Genomic DNA, 17447 nt, shown 5'->3' on the forward strand with positions numbered 1-17447 from the left:
AACACGAAATAGGGCCAATATACTTTAATCTGACTGTACAAAATACAATAGAACCCTCACGGGGGCGCCCGAATGGTGTCTTGAGCTCACCCACAGAACCACGCCCGGAAGAAAATCCCGGGGCGGTGGTTCTTTTTTTACGGCAAAGTCTGTGCCATGATAGCTATGGAGGCGATCACAGGATGTTTAAGGATTTCAAGCTCATTGCCGGGCGTCCGGTATCGATCCAGGTGAAGGATTACATGAAGCATCTCATCATCAAAAGCGCGCTCCAAGGCGGGCAGAAGCTGCCCTCGACACGTGAGCTGAGCACCTTGCTGAAGGTCAGCCGGAACTCGGTAATCTCCGCTTATGAAGGTCTGGAAGACGATGGCTTCGCCTATACCGTACAGGGCCAGGGCAGTTACGTCGCACAGGGCGCAGCAGCGGGGCAGGGTGAACCGGAAGCGGCAACCTGGAGCATGGACTGGACAGAGCGGCTCAGCAGCCAGGCGCTGCTCGCGGAGGAGCTGGACATTATGAAGCGGGGGATACGCGCGGAGAAGGGCACGATTTCTTTTACCAGCATCGCCCCGGATGAGCGTCTCTTCGATCTGGACCATGTGCGTAGAGCGTTCCTGGAGCGTATGTCCGTAGAGGGCAATGTTCTGCTGAATTATGGATATGCCAAAGGCTATAAGCCATTAATAGACTATCTCAAACAATATATGGAGCATAAAGGAGTAGATCTGCGCGGCAAGGATCTGCTGATTACGAACGGGTTCACAGAGGGCTTCGACCTGGTGCTGTCGGCTCTCGGCAAGCGTCACGGCACAGTGGTCTGCGAGAATCCGACGCATCATACGGCGATCAAGAATCTGAGGCTGCACGGCTTCGGAATTCACGGAGTCACGATGGAGCGGGACGGCATCCACCTCGGGGAGCTGAAGCAGGCGCTGGAGGCGCAGCAATACGACTGTGCTTATCTGGTTCCCTCCTACCATAATCCCACCGGCATCGTCATGTCTCCCGAGAAAAGACAAGGGCTGATGAAGCTGATGCAGGACTACAACGTGCCGGTGATTGAGGACGGGTTCAACGAGGAGCTGCGGTATTCCGGCGCCCATGTGGCTCCGTTAATTGCGGCGGCGGGCGGCGGGAACGGCGTGGTGTATCTCGGCAGCTTTTCCAAGGTTCTGTTCCCCGGGCTGCGGGTGGGCTGGGTGCTGGCGGATCAGGAGCTGATCTATTATCTGGAGAGCGTCAAGCGGGCGCGGACCATTCATACCTCGACGCTGGACCAGTCCATTCTGTATCAATATCTGCTGGGCGGCAATCTGGAGAAGTATCTCAAAAAAGCCCGGCTGGAGTATAAACGCAAATACGAGCTGACCCTGGCCTGCTGTAAGGAGCATATTCCATATGCCACCTTGTCGGGTGATGGGGGGCTGCATCTGTTCGTAACGTTCGCGGAAGGCTTCAACACAAGGGAATTGCTGGCGGCTTGCCATGCGCAGGGGGTTATTTTTACGGCGGGAGACATCTTCTTCACCGACGGTGCAGGGCAGAACACGCTGCGGCTGGGCTTCTCCAGGGTGGAGGATGAAGATATCATGAGTGGCATTGCAATCATCGGGAAGACAGCACGGCAAATCATGGGAGAATGAGGTGCGGATATGCTTAGAGTAGGGGTTATTATGGGCGGGGTGTCGTCCGAATATGAGGTATCGCTGAAGACCGGCAGGGAGATGCTGAAGGCGCTTGATCCGGCAAAATACACAGCGGTTCCGGTACACATTACCTCGCGCAAAGAGCTGCTGGAACGGGTAGCGGGACTGGACTTCGCGCTGCTTGCCCTGCATGGGGCCTACGGGGAAGATGGTACGGTGCAGGGAGCCCTGGAGACGCTCGGAATTCCGTATTCCGGGAGCGGGGTGCTCGCAAGCAGCTTATGTATGGATAAAGGGCTGGCCAAGACGGTCATCCGCAGTAAAAGCATCCCCACACCCGATTGGCTGTGCTGGGACAGCATGGACGAATATGCCCCGGAAGCCGTGCAGCGGCTCGGTTATCCGGTGATGGTGAAGCCGAATTCCGGCGGGTCCAGCATCGGCATGACCAAGGTGAATCATCCGCAGGAGCTGGCGGGCGCGGTTGAGAAGGCTTTTGCCTGCGCTGAAGAAGGCTCTGTGCTCATTGAACACTATATCCCGGGACAGGAGATTACCTGCTCTATCCTGGGGGGAGAAATGCTGCCGGTCATCGGCATCCAATCGCTGAGTGCGGACTGGTTCGATTATGAGGCTAAATACGAGCGTGGCGGCGCGGAGGAGCGGATCATCCGGTTGCCGGATGCGTTGCAGGAACAGGTGCAGACGGCGGCGTTAACCAGCTACCGGGCGCTCAAATGCGCAGTGTATGCACGGGTGGATATGCTGTTGAAGGATGGCATCCCTTATGTGCTGGAGGTGAACACCTTGCCCGGAATGACAGCAACCAGTCTGTTGCCCCAGAGTGCAGCGGCAGCCGGGATGGACTTCAGCAGCCTGCTGGATGAGATTATTACCAGATCACTGCGGGAGCGCGGGGGGCTGCAAGGTGCATCTGGAGAGGGAGCGCGGATGGCTATGGATGCTGGAATGAAGCAGAAGGGGCAGGTTAAGGAGGCGCAGCAAGCCAATCATACCCATCAACCCCCTCAAGCGCAGACTGTAGAATATGGAGGTGTCAGGCTATGAACACGGTGAGAAGGGACAATGCCGTCCTGCCTGCGGCTAGAAGCAACAGCCCTCAGCACAGTCTTATCATTAATCCGCGGTTACAAGAGATTCCGCCTTCGGGCATCCGGGCTTTTTTTGATCTGGCTGCGGGTAACAACGATATTATCTCATTGGGAGTAGGCGAGCCGGACTTCGCAACACCCGCGCAGGTTCGGGCTGCCTGCATCCGTGCGCTGGATCGCGGGGAGACGGGGTACACCTCTAACAGCGGACTGCCGGAGCTGCGGGAGGAGATTGCGGGCTATATGCAGACCGGCTTCGGATTGCGTTACGATCCTGCGGATGAGATCTTGGTTACGGTGGGCAGCAGTGAAGCGGTGGATCTGGCGCTGCGGGCCTTCGTGGCTCCCGGGGATGAGATTCTGATTCCTTCTCCGGGTTATGTTGCTTACGCGCCTATCGCCTACCTGAACGGCGGGACACTGGCACCGGTGGAGACGAAGGTGGAGGAAGGGTTTAAGCTCACTGCCGAAGCACTGCGTAAGGCGGTAACGCCGCGTACGAAGCTGCTGATGGTGAATTTTCCAAGCAATCCTACGGGGGCGGTTATGACTTATGAAGACTGGCTGCCTGTGGCTGAAGTGGTGAAGGAGCTGGGCCTGATCGTCATTTCCGATGAGATCTATGCCGAGCTGACCTACGACAGCAAGCATGTGAGCATCGCTTCCCTGCCCGGGATGCAGGAGCGGACGGTGGTGATCAGCGGGTTCTCGAAGGCTTTTGCCATGACGGGCTGGCGGGTGGGTTATGCCTGCGGAAACCGTGAGCTGCTCTCGGCCATGCTCAAAATCCATCAATACACCGCCATGTGCGCCCCTGTACCGGGACAGATTGCTGCTGCCGAAGCCCTGCGCAGTGCGTTGCCGGATATGGAACGGATGAAGGCATGCTTCAAAGAACGACGCTCGCTGCTGGTGGAGGGCCTGCGTTCCGCCGGATTGTCCTGCCATATGCCGCAGGGGGCCTTCTATGCCTTCGCTTCAATCAGCCGCACCGGGCTCGGGTCAGAAGAGTTCGCCATGCGCCTGCTTCAGGAGGCAGGGGTTGCCGTGGTGCCGGGCCATGTGTTCGGAGCCGGAGGGGAAGGCTATATCCGCTGCTCCTACGCCGCTTCTACGGCGAAGCTGACCGAAGCGCTGGAGCGGCTCGAAGATTTCATGAGGGTGACAATGCTGCATAGTGTTGAAGGTAAAAATGTAATTGTAAGATGATTTCATATCACCTATAATCCTTAAAGGAAGAAATAGGGATATTGTAACAGCATTCCGGCCCGCCGCCGGATCAGGAAGCCCCCTTCTTCATTTGGAGGGGGGCTTTTGGGCTTGTATTAGGGGGAGGTTGGGGGGCCAGTGGGAGCTGGATGGTGCTGGAAGTTGTCGGGCGGAGAGACGGTTGGCAGGTAACTAGGTAATTATGGCGGGATGTAAGCTGGCAGGAGATAGCAAAGCAGGCGGGGGAGCAAAGAGAGGGAGAAATCCCTTTGATTGTGGTGGAAAGTAGGCTGGTGAAGGAGATGGGAGGAGGAAATCCCTTTGATCCTACAGTGCTGAGGTGCATAAGTGCACCTGAATTTGCTGAAATGGGGCTAGGCGGTCAAATGAGGTGCACAAGTGCACCTGATTTCGGCGAAATGGGGCCAGGCGGTCGAATGAGGGGTATTAGTGCACCTGATTTCAGCGAAATGGGGCTAGGCGGTCGAATGAGGGGTATTAGTGCACTTGATTTCAGCTAACTTGACCTGCCACACGCCGCACCACTCCACCACCCCGCACACCCGCACCCTGCAACTTTTACAGTGCATGCTTATACACTGCACCAACTCCATGGCAGCAATTGGACTAAATTTTCCTTCTTATACAGGCTTATACTCTTCAGTGCGCTAATGAGCGGCATGACCTGCAATACTTGCGAATTTAACTTCAACGAGTGTTACACAACTTCAACGTAACCTGATCAGCAGACACAGATGTATTCTTGCAGCGGGAGTCCGCTTCCGCACTATCTAATAGGAGGCATTATTAATGATCTCAGCCATTCAAGAAGTAACCGGACGGATCGCCCCGCCTGACGAAAAAGCTACGCTGCGCGCGGTACTCCGCCTGAACAGTCTGACCAAGCCGCCCGGAAGCCTCGGGCGGCTGGAGGCGCTGGCTGTCCGGCTGGCCGGAATCTCCAAAGTAGAGCAGCCCTGTTACAGCAAACGAACGGTAGTGGTTATGGCCGCAGACCATGGGGTCTGCTGTGAAGGCGTCAGTGCTTTTCCGCAGGAGGTCACCATGCAGATGGCCTATAACTTCCTCAGCGGCGGGGCGGCTGTGAATGTGCTGGCCCGCCAGGGCGGTGCAGAGGTGCAGTTCGTGGACATCGGGATTAACGGCGATATCAAGCATCCGCAGCTGATTAACCGTAAGGTCCGCCGGGGCACAGACAATATGGCAGCAGGCCCGGCGATGAGCCGGGAGGATGCGCTGCGCGCGATTCTGGCCGGAGTTCATGTGGCGCAGGAGGCGGTGAAGAACGGAACGGAGATTTTTATTACCGGGGAGATGGGCATCGGGAATACGACAGCCAGTGCGGCGGTCTTGTGCGCACTCGAAGGCATTCCGGCAGAGACGGCGGCTGGACGGGGGACAGGCATTAACGATGAGCGGCTCCAGCACAAAATCTCGGTAATCGAACGTGCCCTCCAGGTGAATAACCCCGACCCTGCAGATCCGGTTGATGTGCTCGCTAAGGTCGGGGGGCTTGAGATTGCCGGGCTGGCCGGGCTGATTCTCGGAGCGGCGGCCCTGCGGATTCCGGTCATTCTGGACGGCTTCATCTCCGGGGCGGCAGCCCTGATCGCCCGGGCACTGGCGCCGGAATCTACAGCTTACATGATCGCTTCCCATGTCTCTGGTGAGCAGGGGCATAAGCTGATGCTGGACCGCCTCGGTCTGGAAGCGCTGATTGATATGGGCCTGCGGCTGGGCGAAGGCACCGGGGGCGCGCTGTGTCTGCATTTCATCGAAGCGGTCTGCCGGATTATGCGTGAGATGGCAACCTTCGAGAGTGCGGGCGTCTCCGGATCGGAGAGCGTATGAGCATTCTGGTCACAGGCGGGGCACGCAGCGGCAAAAGCGGCTTCGCCGAGCGTCTGACCCGCAAGCTGGCTGACTCGCGGCAGGCGGTCTATGTGGCAACCGGACAGGCTTTTGATGCGGAGATGGAAGCGCGGATTGCGTTGCACCGGCAGCAGCGGCAGGCGGACGCGGACGGCTTCCAGTGGGAGACACTGGAGGAGCCGCTTAAGCTCGCAGCGCTGCTGGAGCAGCTCTCCGGCAGCGGCCAGACTGTGCTGGTGGACTGTCTCACGCTCTGGCTGTCGAATCAGCTGCTGGCTGTGGAGGAGAAGAGCGACAGGCAGGAATTAGCAGAGGCTGCAATTGCCGAACTGGAGCAAGCCGTCTCCGGCTTCGAGGGCACGCTGATCCTGGTTACCAATGAGGTCGGCGGCGGCATTGTGCCGGAGTATCCGTTGGGCCGGCTGTACCGTGATCTGGCCGGAAGGATGAACGCCCGGCTTGCTGCCCGGTGCGGGCAGGTATTTCTTGTTACCGCCGGAATCCCGGTTGAGCTGAGAAGCCGGGAGTATCTTCTGTGAGTGCGCGGGGAAATGCCGCGGCTGCGTTTCAGTTCCTGACGCGGTTTCCGGTTAGAAGCAGCGGGGAGTTCTCGCCGGAGCTGCTGCGCGCGAGCGTGGTCTATTATCCGCTCGTCGGGGCAGCCATCGGCCTTAGCACGGCGCTCGGTGCCGCAGCGGCAGGCTGGCTGCTGCCGGCTTGGCCTGCCGCTGTCGTCACCCTCATCCTGTGGGTGGGGCTGACCGGCGGGCTGCATTTGGACGGCTGGATGGACAGCGCCGATGCGCTGCTCAGCTACCGCTCCAGGGAGCGGATGCTGGAGATCATGAAGGACAGCCGTGTCGGCGCTATGGGTGTGCTGGCCTGCGTGCTGCTCCTGCTGCTGAAGGCCTCGCTGCTGGCGGCATGGCTCGAAGGCGGCAGCTTCAGCCTGCTGCCGCTGCTCCTGCTGCCGCCGGTCTGGGGCCGCTGGTACATGGTGCGGGCGATGGCCCGCTATCCCCTGGCCCGCGGCAATGAAGGGCTGGCCGCCACCTTCGGCGGGCTGCCTGCCCGGCAGGAGCGGCGCGCGGGCCTGAGCGCCGCACTGCTGACGCTGGCCGCTGCCGCTGCGCCTCTGGCGCTGGGCGCGGGCAGCGGGGCCTGGCCGCTGCTGGCGGCTGCGGCCATCCTGGCGCCGCTGGCTGCGGCGGCCTGCGGCCGGCTCGCGGCGCGGCGGATTGGCAGCCGGCTCGGCGGGCTCACCGGCGACGTCTACGGCGCGCTGGGCGAACTGCTGGAGACGGTGGTCCTGCTTGTGCTGGTGCTGGTCCAGCACAGCTTACCTTAGCGGGCTGCGCGGCAACTGCCCGTGTCCCTCTGAATGATGCGCCGTGCCTACGCAGCATTTATGCGCCGCTTCGCGCCGCGTTCGTAGCGAACAATCAGTGATACATGTATTCTGTGCAACTAAAAACAATGAAACGGCAGGCAGTCTTCTTCTAACTGTAGTCTATACAACTAAATTTGCCTGAATGGGCGAAAATCGAGATATAGAGGCGGTTTAATTGCACGAAATGCAGCTAACCGGAGATTCGGCGGCAGACAAGGCGATTTAGTTGTACAAATTGCAATTAAGCCACCCATGCACCCTAACCGGGGCACGGCGAATTCGCAGCCAGCGATAAGTTAAAGCGGTGCTCACAAGTATAAATCTGATGATTACTAATGCATAATCAGATTTACACTTGCGGGTGGGCATGATGAACCCTAAAAGGACTAGATGTGAAATCCTTGGGCCAATGTATGCGAATTACAGCATACAATTTGCAGGTTGGGGTATTTGTGGCTCGAATGTATGCGAAAAACAGCATACAATTTGGAGTTTGGGGTGTTTGTAGCCCGAATGTATGCGAAAAACAGCATACAATTTGGAGGTTGGGGTGTTTGTAGCCCGAATGTATACGAAAAACAGCATACAATTTGCAGGTAGAGGTGTGCGCGGCCTGGATGTATGCGGAAATCCGAACACAATGTGCTGGCGCGAAGGTAAGGGCCCCGATGTATGCGAAACACCGAATACATGAGCAGGTGCTGTACCAGTGGTCCTAGTTGCGGCGTCCAGCCCATGTGCGCCGCTTCGCCGGCGCAAGAACCGGCTGCGCCAGCCCTACACCTATACGCCGCAGCACGCCCGGCGACCAACACCTGCACCGCCGCCAAGCGCCGGGAGCAGCAAGAAAGCGAGGAAGATGAACATGGAAGATACAGCCGCACACACAAGCGCAGCCCGGGCAGCGGAAGCCGGGCTGCGGCGGCCCGGCGCCGTGCTGATGATCCAGGGGACGGCCTCCGATGTCGGCAAAAGCCTGGTCACCGCCGCCATCGGGCGGATTATGACCCGGGACGGCTACCGGACGGCCCCGTTCAAGTCGCAGAATATGGCGCTGAATTCCTATGTCACAGCGGACGGCAAGGAAATCGGCCGTGCCCAGGGGATGCAGGCGGAAGCCTTCGGTATTACGGCTACCAGCGATATGAATCCAATTCTGCTGAAGCCCTCCGGGGAGATGAGTGCGCAGATTGTCGTGCACGGGGTGCCGCATGCCGCCCTCAGCGCGAGGGAATACCGCGAGAAGTTCCTTCCCGAAGCTAAGGACACCGTAATGGATGCGCTCGGGAGGCTGCGGGAGGCTTATGATATTGTGCTGATGGAAGGTGCGGGCAGTCCGGCGGAGATCAATCTTAAGAGCCGGGATATCGTCAATATGAATCTGGCCGGCTGGGCAGATGCGCCGGTGCTGCTGGTCGCCGACATTGACCGGGGCGGCGTCTTCGCCTTCATCGTCGGCACCCTGGAGCTGCTGGAACCGCATGAACGCGCCCGGGTCAAGGGCATCATCATCAATAAATTCCGCGGGGATGTCTCCCTGTTACAGCCCGGACTGGACTGGCTGGAGGAGCGGACAGGCATTCCGGTGCTGGGAGTGCTGCCGTTCCTGCCGCAGCTGCGGATTGAGGCAGAGGATTCCGTAGTACTGGAAGGAACGTCCCGCCGCCAGCGGGAGGAGTCCGCGAAGGAGCTTGATATCGCGGTCATCCGTTATCCGCGGATCTCCAACTTCACCGACTTCGATCCGCTGGAGGAGGAGCCGGATACCGTCTTACGCTACGTGCAGTCGGCAGATGAGCTGGGAACGCCCGATGTAATTATCCTGCCGGGCACGAAGAACACCGCTGCTGACCTGCACTATCTGCGCGAGCAGGGTTTCCCTGCTGCAATCGAGCGTGCGCTGGAGCGGGGAACGCAACAGCTTGCCGGAATCTGCGGCGGGTATCAGATGCTGGGCTTGAAGCTGCTAGATCCCCATGCCGTAGAGAGTGCGGAGCCGGGAGAGAGCGAGGGGCTGGGCTATCTGCCGCTCTCGACAGCTTTTCTCCAGCACAAGACTACGGTGCGGGTGAGCGGCGGAATGGCTGCGGATCACCCCCTGCGGTTAAGCACCACAGCCACTGGTGTAACACCGGAAGCATTGCCTGTTGCCGGGTATGAGATACATATGGGAACAACCACGAACCACGATCCGTCTTCTGTACTCAGCCTGTTTACGCTGGCCGGACCGGAAGGACAGGCTGTGCCGGAGGGTTGGGGAACCCGGGACGGCAGAGTCTGGGGCAGCTATCTGCACGGGCTGTTCCATAACGATGCCCTGCGCCTGAGCTGGCTGAACGGACTGCGTAGCTCCAAGGGACTGGCACCGCTAAGCGCCACCTTCTCGGCGGCTGCACTTCGTGAGCAGGAATTCGACCGGCTGGCAGATGCCGTAGCGTCCCATTTGAATATGGCTGCGGTATATGCAATCATGGGCCTGCCGGGAGGGGGAGAATAGCGATGCTGCTTGCCGTGCTGCTGTTTGTCGTAGCTGGTCTCGCCGAGATCGGCGGCGGATACCTCGTCTGGCTCTGGCTGCGGGAATCGCGCCCGTTATGGTACGGATTAACAGGCTCGGTTATCCTGATCGCCTATGGCATCATCCCGACCCTGCAGAAGTTCCCTTCGTTTGGCCGGGTATACGCCGCTTATGGCGGAGTATTCATCGTGCTGGCTGTACTATGGGGCTGGCTGGTGGACCGCAAGACGCCGGATCTCTACGACTGGGTCGGAGCGGGCATCTGCGTCATCGGGGTATCCGTAATTTTATGGGCGCCAAGGCACTGAGCAACAACCTTCACTTTTCCAAAAAAAGCAGTTCCAAAGGCCGCATCGCCTCGGGAACTGCTTTTCTATTGTATTAGCTGGTCCGGCGGATCTTCAAGCTCTGTATCAGCATCAGTATCAGCGTCAAAAATAGTTGGATTTTCGGCACTTGTTCATGCACCACCGGCACCTTACCAAGCAATAGTTGGAAAAAAGGCACTTGAAAAAGCTGGAATTACCGAAAAAAGAGAATTCATCCGAATATAAGTTACACTTTTCCAACTAAAATCCTCTAACGTTCCAAAATTGCCGAATTAAGATACATTTATCCAACTAAATCCTGCATCACGCTAACGGCAGCAGCATTCACAGAGGTCGCAGGACCCCCCAATAGTCCCAGCACTCCCTTCCACTAAACAAGATAGCGTTTGAAAATCAATTCACACTATAAGCGCTCCCTCTATCTCCACGTAACTGTTGTCTCAGCCCCTCAAATCTTAAACTGCTGAGCGGCCTTCTGCAGCTTCACGGCCTGCTGGTAGAGGTGCTCGACAGTTAGGGCGTGGCCCTCCAGCTCTTCATGCTGGCGTGCCGAGTTGCCGGCAAGCGTGTCTGCGTTCTGCTGCGACTTGGCGGTAATCTGCGCCGTTTCTTCTACAGAGGCACTGACTTCCTCGGTGCCTGCCGAGATCTGCTGGGTTGCGGCAGAGACGGACTGGATGCTGTGATTGATGCTCTGAATGAGGATCAGCAGGTGGTTGAAGGCATTGCCGGCTTCGACTACCTTGTTCATCCCGGAGGCCACTTCAGCGTTGACATGATTCATTTCAGATACGGACTGGTTCATATCCTCCTGCAGACTCAGCAGGAATTCGCGGATCTGCTCATTGGATTCCTTAGACTGCTCGGACAGCTTGCGCACTTCACCGGCCACCACAGCGAATCCGCGGCCATGCTCCCCGGCACGGGCAGCCTCAATGGAAGCATTCAGCGACAGCATCTGAATCTGCTTGGTAATCTCGGTAATGCCCTGCACGACCTCACCGATCATCAGCGAGCGTTCGTTCATCAAGCGGAACTGCTCCAGCGACTGTTCGGAGGCCTGCTCTACCTGGCGCATCTGCTCCACTGCACTCTGGGCAATATCATTGCCGCTCTGGGCTTCGGTGGACGCCTCGCTGATCTGCTCGGTGACCTCACCGGCGGCGGAGGCAATATGCTGGATGCCCATATTGATCTCATCCATCGCGCGGGAGTTATCCATGGCACTGCTGGCGATCATGGTGCTGCCCTTGCCGATCTCCTCCACAGAGGCCGCTGAATGTTCAGCCATCTCATTAAGGATCTGGACACGCGTCTTCAGATCATTGGAATCGGCCACTACGGTCCCGGAGGTATCCAGCACATGTCCGATCATCTCCTTCAGGCGCTCACTCATGATGCGGAAGCTCTCGGAGAGCTGTCCGACTTCATCGGTACCCTTAAGCGTGAGCGCTTCGGTGAAGTCGCCGCCCGCCAGCTTGTTGCTGTAGGCTGCAAGCTTGGAGATCGGACGGGTGATTCTGCGGCTCATGAAGCCAGCGGCAGTGACGCCTACCACCAGCGCCAGCAGGGTGATTCCTGCGCTTGTCCACAGGATGCTGCTCATTTTGTCTTGGACGAAGTCCATATCTGCGCTTGCGGCTACAATCATGGTCGTTCCGGGAACGCCGACATAGGCACTTTTATGTATACCGTGGCTATCACTATAAATTTCACTAAGCCCTGTCTTTCCTTTGGAGGCCTGCTCCATGGCAGGGGATACTTCGATGGCTTCATCCGGCTGGAGCTTGGCGCCATGATCTGCAGTCAGGACAGTGGCCTGGCCATCCTTCAGATTGATGAGGAAAAGGGTATCCACATCCAGCTTTTTACGCTTGTCCTCCAAATAGAATTCGACATTGGTCCTGGCCTGCTCGTTCTTGTTCAGGGTCTGCTGCGCACTGGTAGCATTCAGGTTCTTATAGGTATCCTGGGCGGCGGCAGTCAGAGACTTGTCGATCTGCGGAATGACATAGCTGTTAATGGTGCCGATAGATATAATGTAGAAGCTGATACTCAACGTAAGAGAAGTGAGTAGCAGAACGACGAACAGCAACAGCGTAAACTTGCGACTAATTGATTTTTTGAAGCCAAACATGGCATTCGCTCCTTTTTACGTGAAATGCATCTTAATCTCATTATTCTATAGAATTAACCTCCGGTTGAATAGTGAAAATTTGCAATATGCTGCATTATTTTCAGAAATAACTGAATATTTAATGACTCTATCACCATTTCGCCAAAAAGATGCAAAGAAATGCCGTTTTTCTGAAAATTTAAAATTTCATAGCATGTTAGCTTTGCATGTGATAAAGTAATAATGTTTTGTTTTCATGACTACTGCGATCCGCGGTTCGTAACCATCCCGCGTAACCAAAACTAGGAGGAATACCAGGCATTATGTTTAATTTGTTGTGGGGCGTTTGTTTTGTCGTCGTTAATTTTGGTTTTTTTCTGCTGTGCTACCGCTTATTCGGTAAAAAAGGGCTCTACGCCTGGGTCGGCATGGCGACCGTAGTCGCTAATATCCAGGTCGCCAAGACCATTGCGATGCCGTTCGACATCGTGATGACGCTGGGCAATACGATGTATGTCACGCTTTATATGACCAGTGACCTGCTCAATGAGCGGTACGGCCGGGCTGAAGCGCGGAGCGCTGTGTGGTTCGGCTTTTTCACGCTGCTGATGACGACCGTCATTATGCAGATGGTGCTGGTGTTCAAGCCGCAGGAGACGGACATTGCCCAATCCGCGCTGCAGACGATATTCGGCCTGATGCCGAGACTGGCGCTGGGCAGTCTGACCGCTTATTTTATCAGCCAGTTCCTGGATGTACGGCTCTACGCCTGGATACGAAAATATTACGGCAGCTCTAAGCAGCTATGGATCCGCTCGAACGGCAGCACGATGATCAGCTCCTTTGTTGATACGCTGATCTTCTGCACGATTGCTTTTGCCGGAACCTATGACATGAAGGTGTGGACCGAGATTCTGCTGACCACCTACCTGTCCAAGTTCATCCTCACGGCCGCCGGCACGCCGGTGCTCTATCTGGGCCGTTCCTTCAAATTTGCCGAAGAAGAGCAGAAGCCTGTTAGCCGGGACTAAGCCTCCAGATGATTAAAGCCCCAGCCCCCGAAGATCCGGGAGCTGGGGCTTTTGTGTGCCGTGATGTATAGTGGGCTCGCGCGCTAAGTTTGAGGCTTCCTGAACGCTCAGCAGAATTACAGGTTAAGCACGGTCCATTCTTTAGGGAAGCTGGTCAGCGTCTGCGGACCTTCGGCGGTGACCCGCACATCGTCCTCAATGCGCACACCGCCGAGACCCGGCACATAAATTCCCGGCTCTACGGTGAAGACGTTGCCGTTCTGGATGATATCCGTATTCAGCCCGTGCAGCGAAGGATATTCATGGGTGTCCATGCCCAGCCCGTGTCCGACACGGTGCATGAAGTACTCCCCGTAACCTGCGGCTTCAATCACATCACGTGCCGCCTTGTCGACAGAACCGAAGGACGCTCCGGCCACGGAGGCGGCAATGCCCGCTTCATTGGCAGCAAGCACAGCATTGTATATATCACGCAGTCTGCTGTCCACTTCGCCTACCGCGAAGGTGCGGGTAATATCGGAAGCGTAGCCTCCGGCATACACACCGAGGTCGAACATCAGCAGATCGCCCGGCTGAATAAGGCGTTCGCCCGGTACGCCGTGCGGGAGGGCCGTTTTCGGACCGGACAGCACCATCGTGTCGAAGGAGGGGCCGGAGGCACCGACTTTTTTCATCAGATACTCCAGCTCCGCTACCAGTTCAATCTCGCTGACTCCGGCTTTGACATGCGCCAGACCCTGACGGAGAACTTCCTCCACCAGCTCGGCGGCATGCTGCATGCTGCGCACTTCCTCCGGGGTCTTGACCGCGCGCATCGCCCGTAGCAGATGGCCGATATCCTGGTAGGAACCGGCGGCGACCGCTTCTGTGAGGAGTTCATACCGGCTGACGGAGAAGTGTTCCTTCTCGATACCGATGTTGCCCGGACTAACACTGCCGAAGCGTGACTTCAGCAGAGCGTACGGGTTGTCCGTGTCGCTGTGTGTCAGAATCGTCTTCACCGAGGAGGCGGCATGCGCGGCTTCGGCGTCCAGCGCCGGAACGATCAGCACCGGGTTCTCGCCCCGGATCAGCAGCAGGCCCAGAAAACGTTCATGCGGGTTGCTGGCAAAGCCCGTCAAATAGTACACATGCTTGGGATCGGTTACGAGCAGGGCATCCAGCTTACTAGCTGCCATGTCCTGCTCCAGTTGTTGCAGAGCTGCATTCATTTCATTAGTTCCCCTTTCGTCTACACGCTTGAACAGCAATGTTCCCATTATAATTCATACAAATGGATGCTGCACCTCCTGTTATCGCTGCAGCCTCAGTCGTTTGAGGAAGAGAAGCACAGGGTAATAGTTGCCACAATCAGGATCTGATAATATCTGAAGGAGGTTAAGGAATATGACTGGAGCCAAAATAAGGCTGCTCTCCCGTACCTGTCTGCTGCGTGTAACACTGGTCTTGCTGATGACGTTGCTGTCAGCCTGCACTTCCGCTGCAAAGGAGGATAAGCTAGAGGAGAATGGAGCAGAAGGCAGTCCGCAGGTTAATGCGCAGCCTGACGAAGCTCCGGGTGCATCCCCGGACTTTCCCTATACTGCTCAGACGCTGGCCAGCGGGCTGGAGGTTCCCTGGGAGATGGCATTTGCACCGGACGGACGGATTTTCATTACGGAGCGTACCGGCAGCCTGCGTGTCATGGAGAACGGCAAGCTGCGCGATGCTCCGCTGCTGAAGCTCTCTGATTCTTTTGTCGGCAAGGGAGAAGGCGGGCTCTTGGGCCTCGCGCTTGATGCTGATTTTGAGCAGAATGGACGGGCATATGTCTATCACACATACCGCACCGAAGAGGGCGGGACGGCGAACCGGGTGCTGCGGATCGTGGTTGGAAGCAGCACAGCTGAGATCGACCGCGTCCTGCTGGATAACATACCGGGCGATACGAATCATAACGGCGGACGGATCAAGATCGGGCCGGACGGGAATTTGTACATCACCACAGGTGACCGCTATGAACCGGAGCTGGCGCAGGACAAGAATAGTCTGGGCGGCAAAATCCTGCGGATTATGCCTAGCGGCTCTATCCCCGAAGACAACCCGTGGCCCGGATCGCCGGTCTACAGCATGGGCCACCGCAATGCCCAGGGTCTGGCCTGGCAGCCGGAGAGCGGGGCGCTCTACAGCTCCGAGCATGGCCAGTCCAGTCACGATGAGCTGAACCTTATCGAGGCCGGAGCCAATTATGGCTGGCCGCTGATCGAAGGCGATGAGACCGAAGACAGCCAGCCCAAGCTTGTGACTCCGCTGGTTCACAGCGGGAAGGAGACCTGGGCTCCGTCAGGAATGACCTTCATTACGCAAGGGCCCTGGGCAGGTAAGCTGCTGGTTGCCAATCTGGCGGGACAGCAGCTCCTAAAGGTATCGCTGGCTCCTGCGGGCGGAACGCCTTCAATGACCAGCCTGTTCAAGGACAAGTACGGGCGAATCCGTAATGTGGCGGAAGGGCCGGATGGTACCCTGTACCTTATGACCAACAACCGCGACGGCAGAGGCGACCCGCAGGCGCAGGATGATCAGCTGATTGCGCTCCGGCCGGACTGGAAGTGAAGAATTGGCGGGTCTTTGACTATGTTAACCCTCGGAAATGATGTAACATGAGCTTATCGCATATACTCGGAGATGGAGTAAGGTTAGGCCGGTGCTTGAGCTGTACCGGCCGGCGAGGAAGGGGAGGATGTCCATGCAAGGCAAAACCGTGCTGGTCACCGGTGCAAACTCCGGGATGGGGCTGGCTACAACCGTGGAAATGGCCCGCAGGGGAGCAACTGTCATTATGGCCTGCCGCAGCCTTAAGCGGGGGGAAGAGGCTCTTGCCGAAGCGGTGCGGCAGAGCGGCTCCAGCCAGATCCGGCTGATGCTGTGCGATCTTGCTTCCTTCGATAGCATTCGCGCTTTTGCCGGGGAGTTCACTGCCGAATATCCTGTGCTGGATGTTCTGATCAATAATGCAGGGGTAGTCGCGCTGAAGCGTGAGCTGACAGCAGACGGCTACGAGCTGGATCTGGGCGTGAATCATCTGGGACACTTCCTGCTGACCCGCTTGCTGCTGGATAATCTCAAGGCTGCTGAACAGGGCCGGATTGTGGTTGTAGCTTCAGGAGCATATAAGCTCGGCAAGCTGTATCTGGAGGATCATACATTATCCCGCGGCTTCAATCCGGCGAAGGCGTATGCCCGCTCCAAGCTGGCGAATATTCTGTTCACCCGTGAGCTGGCTTCGCGTCTGAAGGACACCCGGGTTACTGTGAATTGTCTGCATCCGGGCGCGGTGGGAACGAGTATCGGGGTGAACCGGGAGACCGGCTTCGGGCGCGGAGTGCTGAAGCTGCTGTCCCGCTTTTTCCTGACGCCTGAGCAGGGGGCGGATACGGCCATCCTGCTGGCGACTGCGCCGGAGCTGGATGGGGTAAGCGGGCAATATTATTACCGCCGCAAGATCAAGGAACTGACGCCACGGGCGGAGGATGCTGAAGCGGCCGCACGATTATGGAAATGGAGTCTGGAGCAGACCGGGCTTGAATAATGCTGTTTCAGTGAGGTTGCTTCAGCTTTACTGAAACTGTAGAACTGCTGCGTAATAAGACCGGCTTGGAGTATAATCACTGTAACGGATGTTTATACCACAACTAGGGGGATACTTTGGATGGATTGGCAGGCTTACAGCATAGAGGATGCAGTAATTGAGGATTTGGAAGCGATTGTGGAGATTTATAATTCGACGGTTGCCGGAAGAGTGGTGACTGCGGATCTTGAACCGGTAAGCGTAGAGGAGCGGGTAGGGTGGTTCCATGAGCATAACAGCCATCACCGGCCGCTGTGGGTACTGAGACAGGGGGGCGAGATCGCCGCCTGGTTCAGCTTCCAGTCGTTCTACGGACGCCCGGCTTACAATGGAACAGCAGAGATTAGTGTCTATGTAAATGAGAAATTCCGTGGCAGCGGTGCGGGAAGCATTCTGCTGGCCAAGGCGGTGGAGGAATGTCCGCGCCTTGGGCTGCAGAATCTGGTCGGGTTCGTCTTCGGCCATAATGAGCCCAGCCTCGCCCTGCTGCGGAAGTTCGAATTCAAAGAATGGGGGCTTTTGCCGGGAGTCGCGGTGCTTGACGGCATCCCGCGCGATCTGGTCATCATCGGCCGCAAGCTGTAAATATATAA

The 17447-nt window shown here is 57.3% G+C and carries 14 protein-coding genes; 12 read left to right on the forward strand and 2 right to left on the reverse strand.

Translation table 11 applies throughout. The features are described 5' to 3' along the window. Window positions 1-182: 182 nt before the first annotated feature. From MKX51_RS05040 to MKX51_RS05075, 8 genes are all read left to right on the forward strand, one after another. On the forward strand, window positions 183-1646 hold the full coding sequence (locus MKX51_RS05040; protein ID WP_340991427.1) for an aminotransferase-like domain-containing protein: 1464 nt from the start codon (window positions 183-185) through the stop codon (window positions 1644-1646). 9 nt (window positions 1647-1655) lie between these two features. After that, on the forward strand, window positions 1656-2717 hold the full coding sequence (locus tag MKX51_RS05045; RefSeq protein ID WP_340943369.1) for a D-alanine--D-alanine ligase: 1062 nt from the start codon (window positions 1656-1658) through the stop codon (window positions 2715-2717). Continuing rightward, window positions 2714-3970 carry a pyridoxal phosphate-dependent aminotransferase gene (locus MKX51_RS05050; protein WP_340991428.1) on the forward strand — a complete coding sequence of 419 codons (1257 nt, stop codon included), beginning with the start codon at window positions 2714-2716 and terminating at the stop codon, window positions 3968-3970. Before MKX51_RS05045 ends, MKX51_RS05050 begins: the two co-directional genes overlap by 4 nt. A gap of 810 nt (window positions 3971-4780) precedes the next feature. Continuing rightward, entirely contained in the window at window positions 4781-5842 is a 1062-nt protein-coding gene (gene cobT, locus MKX51_RS05055) for a nicotinate-nucleotide--dimethylbenzimidazole phosphoribosyltransferase (RefSeq protein ID WP_340943367.1), read from the forward strand. After that, window positions 5839-6402, forward strand: a complete 564-nt coding sequence (gene cobU, locus MKX51_RS05060) for a bifunctional adenosylcobinamide kinase/adenosylcobinamide-phosphate guanylyltransferase (protein ID WP_340943366.1) — start codon at window positions 5839-5841, stop codon at window positions 6400-6402. Before cobT ends, cobU begins: the two co-directional genes overlap by 4 nt. Continuing rightward, window positions 6399-7211: an adenosylcobinamide-GDP ribazoletransferase gene (cobS, locus tag MKX51_RS05065; RefSeq protein ID WP_340991429.1), complete on the forward strand. Its 813-nt coding sequence runs from the start codon at window positions 6399-6401 to the stop codon at window positions 7209-7211. The genes cobU and cobS overlap by 4 nt, the downstream gene beginning before the upstream one ends. A 907-nt stretch (window positions 7212-8118) precedes the next feature. Beyond that, complete coding sequence (locus MKX51_RS05070) at window positions 8119-9750, forward strand: cobyric acid synthase (RefSeq protein WP_445322058.1); 1632 nt, start codon at window positions 8119-8121, stop codon at window positions 9748-9750. A 2-nt stretch (window positions 9751-9752) separates the two neighbouring features. Next, entirely contained in the window at window positions 9753-10079 is a 327-nt protein-coding gene (locus MKX51_RS05075) for a YnfA family protein (RefSeq protein WP_340943361.1), read from the forward strand. 469 nt (window positions 10080-10548) lie between these two features. On the opposite strand, the gene MKX51_RS05080 is transcribed toward MKX51_RS05075, so the two are convergent. Next, the gene (locus MKX51_RS05080) at window positions 10549-12237 is read right to left on the reverse strand and encodes a methyl-accepting chemotaxis protein (protein ID WP_340943359.1); all 1689 of its coding nucleotides are present in this window, start codon (window positions 12235-12237) and stop codon (window positions 10549-10551) included. A gap of 302 nt (window positions 12238-12539) precedes the next feature. Between MKX51_RS05080 and MKX51_RS05085 the strand changes: the two genes are divergently transcribed. Next, window positions 12540-13247, forward strand: a complete 708-nt coding sequence (locus MKX51_RS05085; RefSeq protein ID WP_076081866.1) for a queuosine precursor transporter — start codon at window positions 12540-12542, stop codon at window positions 13245-13247. Between the two features lie 116 nt (window positions 13248-13363). Here MKX51_RS05085 and MKX51_RS05090 read toward each other — a convergent pair whose 3' ends face one another. Then, window positions 13364-14458, reverse strand: coding sequence for a M24 family metallopeptidase (locus MKX51_RS05090; protein ID WP_340944707.1), 1095 nt, complete (start codon window positions 14456-14458; stop codon window positions 13364-13366). Between the two features lie 175 nt (window positions 14459-14633). Here MKX51_RS05090 and MKX51_RS05095 point away from each other — a divergent pair, with 175 nt between their 5' ends. From MKX51_RS05095 to MKX51_RS05105, 3 genes are all read left to right on the forward strand, one after another. After that, window positions 14634-15839 (forward strand): PQQ-dependent sugar dehydrogenase, encoded by a 1206-nt coding sequence (locus tag MKX51_RS05095; protein ID WP_340943358.1) that lies wholly within the window; start codon window positions 14634-14636, stop codon window positions 15837-15839. Window positions 15840-15972: 133 nt separating this feature from the next. After that, on the forward strand, window positions 15973-16815 hold the full coding sequence (locus tag MKX51_RS05100; protein WP_076081885.1) for an SDR family oxidoreductase: 843 nt from the start codon (window positions 15973-15975) through the stop codon (window positions 16813-16815). A gap of 120 nt (window positions 16816-16935) precedes the next feature. Further along, window positions 16936-17439, forward strand: coding sequence for a GNAT family N-acetyltransferase (locus tag MKX51_RS05105; RefSeq protein ID WP_339254306.1), 504 nt, complete (start codon window positions 16936-16938; stop codon window positions 17437-17439). The last annotated feature ends 8 nt before the right edge of the window (window positions 17440-17447 follow it).

Source organism: Paenibacillus sp. FSL M7-0420, from assembly GCF_038002345.1.
Taxonomy (GTDB): Bacteria; Bacillota; Bacilli; order Paenibacillales; family Paenibacillaceae; genus Paenibacillus_AQ.